The sequence below is a fragment of the Kitasatospora sp. NPDC056531 genome (assembly GCF_042794375.1).
Classification (GTDB): Bacteria; Actinomycetota; Actinomycetes; order Streptomycetales; family Streptomycetaceae; genus Kitasatospora.
In genome coordinates, this window is sequence record NZ_JBHTTU010000003.1 from 247,886 (window position 1) to 250,610 (window position 2,725).

The 2,725-nt window shown below is 72.0% G+C and carries 3 protein-coding genes; all 3 read right to left on the minus strand.

Translation table 11 applies throughout. From position 1 onward, the window contains the following. Positions 1–155: 155 nt before the first annotated feature. Positions 156–1,196 carry a LysR family transcriptional regulator gene (locus ACFQ87_RS05810; protein WP_380609319.1) on the minus strand — a complete coding sequence of 347 codons (1,041 nt, stop codon included), beginning with the start codon at positions 1,194–1,196 and terminating at the stop codon, positions 156–158. Between the two features lie 131 nt (positions 1,197–1,327). After that, entirely contained in the window at positions 1,328–1,981 is a 654-nt protein-coding gene (locus ACFQ87_RS05815; RefSeq protein ID WP_380609320.1) for a TetR family transcriptional regulator, read from the minus strand. 83 nt (positions 1,982–2,064) lie between these two features. Next, positions 2,065–2,725, minus strand: a 661-nt coding sequence (locus tag ACFQ87_RS05820; protein ID WP_380609321.1) for an HAD family hydrolase, incomplete at its 5' end; no start/stop codon positions are given.

The following is a 2,725-nucleotide window of genomic DNA, read 5'->3' on the forward strand; positions in this document are numbered from 1 at the left end:
GGAGTTGTACGGGCGGCTGCTGCCCGTCACCCGGGGTCTGCCTATCACCTACACGACCATGACTGCGCGCTCCGCTTTCGACGCCCTCGTCCCCCGCCGTCTCTCTTTCTTCCCCCCTCCTCTTTTCTCCCCCCCCCCCCCTCCGGGGGGGGGGATTACTCGGCGAGGAACAGCCAGCCGCGCTCGGCGGACACCTCCTGCAGGACGCGGGCGGTGTGGCTGCCCCGCACCGCGGTGACGGCGAGGCGCTCGCGCGGCGGTCTGGGGGTCGGCAGCGGCCGCCACACCAGGTGCGGCTCGCGTTCCACGGCGCGCCGCGGGCGCAGGGCGACCAGGTCCGCGGTGGTGCGCAGGGCGTGCAGGAACAGCGCGGGCTGGTCCTGGTCGGCCGGGTGCAGCACGGTGTTCCAGCCGAGCCGGGCCAGGTGCGCGGGTACGGACTCGGCGAACCCGGGCGCGCAGCCCTCGTCGTACCAGAGCAGGCGCTGCCGGGAGAGGTCCCGCAGGGTCAGCTCGGGCCGGGTCGCGAGTGGGTGCTCGCGGGCCATGACGACGCCGAGCGGCTCGTCCCGGACCACGGCGCAGACCACGTGCGGCACCGGGATGGGCAGGCGCACGATGCCGAAGGAGATCTCGCCGTGCCGCAGCAGCTCGCCCTGGTCGGCGGCGTCCACCGAGCGCATCCGCAGCTTCGCGCCGGGCTGGTGGGCGGCCTGGTGGCCGTTGTGGACGCGGCGCCCGGAAAGGCCGTTCTGGACCTCGATCAGGACCTCGGCCGGCACTCCGCCGCATACTCCGACGGGCCACACCTGCGGCGCCGGGGCGACGGCGGCGATGGCCGATCGGAGCTGTCCGGGAATTCCCTGGATTTCCCGGAGGAATGCCCGGCCGCCGGCGGTCAGTTCAACACCGCGGGAACTTCGGATGAACAGCGCCGCACCGATTCTCTGCTCCAGTCGTCGAATTTGCTGGCTGAGGCTCGGCTGGGAAATCCGGAGTTCCTGGGCGGCGGCCGAGACGGTGCCGGCGCGGACCACGGTCAGGAAATACCGGAGGTGTCGCATGTCGAAATCGTCGACGTCCCGGGCGTCGGCCATCGCGCGGAGCAGGACGTCGTCGGCCGGATCCGGTCCGGGTGCGTCGGGGCCCATGTGTGCCGAGGTGCGTCGGCCCGTCCACTCGTCCAGCACGCTCATCCGCTTCCTCCAAAGCGTCGTACCAAGCGGTGTCGCCCCTGCCGCGTGCAGGGGTTGTGCGCCCGGGGGCCCTGCGCGAGTCGGGGCCCCCGGTGCAGCATGACACAAGAATTCGTTCCCGAAGGTATTTTTTACGAGCCTGAAACAGGGCCCGAAGCGGGGCCTGTCGCAGAACCGTCCTCCGGGCATGCGGAGTTCGGCCCCCCGCTCCCGGTCAGCGCCGTGAACAGCAGGCGCCACAGCGGCTGCCCGCCGGGTGCGCCCGCGATCTCGGCGCACCCGGCGGGAGCGTTCAGCAGCCCGTACATCACGATCATCAGCAAGGCGGCGACCAACTGCGGCGAGTAGCCGGGGAAGCCGCTGCCGCGCTGGGCTCGGCGGACCAGTTCCGTCAGGGCGTTGTGCATCTCGACGAGGACGCCAGAGAGCGACTGCGCCAGATTCGGGCATTCGGCGGCGAGCCGGAGCGCGGCCCGCAGCCGCACGTCCGACTGCAGCCGGCCGGCGAAGCCCACCACGACGCGTTCGAGGACGGCCCCCGGGTCCGCGCCCGGGGCGTCGTGTTCGGCCCGCAGGCTCGCCCAGGTGTGCCGGGACTCGTTGACAAGAGCCCCGGCCAGCGACCTCTTCGAGGGGAAGTGCCCGTACAGCGCGCCCTTGGTCATCCCGATGCGCTCGGCCACCGCGTTCAGCGTCGTGCTGCTGTAGCCCTGCCCGGCGAAGACCTCGGCCGCAGCCGTCAGAACCTTCTCCCGTGTGCGTCGCGCCCGTTCCTGTTTCGCCACGTTCGTACCCTCCATGATGAGCGAGAGCACATACATACCATCGGGACGGAATGTTGTCTCAACCTTCCGGTCCGCCGAGCTGATCATGCGTGTCCCGCCTCCAACGGACCCCGGCGGGCCGGGGTCACCGGCCAGCCGGAGCGTTCTGCTTCCTCGTTCAGCAGCGGGGAGTCCCCCACCACCACCGGCCGTCCCACCGCGCGCAGCAGGGCGAGATCGCTCTCGTGGTCCCCGTACGCGAAGCAGTCGGCCGGGTCCGCACCGTGCTCGCGCATCAGCCGGACCGCGGCCTCGGCCTTGGCCTGCCCGATCATCGGGCGCAGCACCTCGCCGGTCAACACCCCGTCGGCGTCCGCCAGTAACTCGGTGCAGACCAGGGCCGCGCCCAACTCCTCGGCCAGCGCGGCGAGGAGAGGGCGCATCGAGCCCGAGACCAGCACGACCGCGCGGCCCGCGGCCCGGTGTTCGGCGACGGCGGCGAGGGCGGGCAGCACGAAGGCCGAACCGCCGCGGCGGTACTCCTCGTACCAGCTCCGCCCGGCCGTCTCCAGTTCGGCCAGCGGCACGCCCGCGTAGCGCCGGTAGTACCGGCGGTTCATCGTCTCCCGGTCGGGGGTTGGCCCCACCCCCCGACACAAAGCCCAGAGACTAGAAGTGGCCCCCCCCCCGGGCCGACTCCCCCCCCCCCCCCCCCAACCAACCCAAAAAAAACACCCCGGAGCACCGTGTTCCCCCTCCCCCCAA

Coding starts and splice junctions, on each gene's coding strand:
- ACFQ87_RS05810 (WP_380609319.1), bottom strand. CDS start 1,196: ATGAGCGTGCTGGACGAGTGGACGGGCCGACGCACCTCGGCACACATG.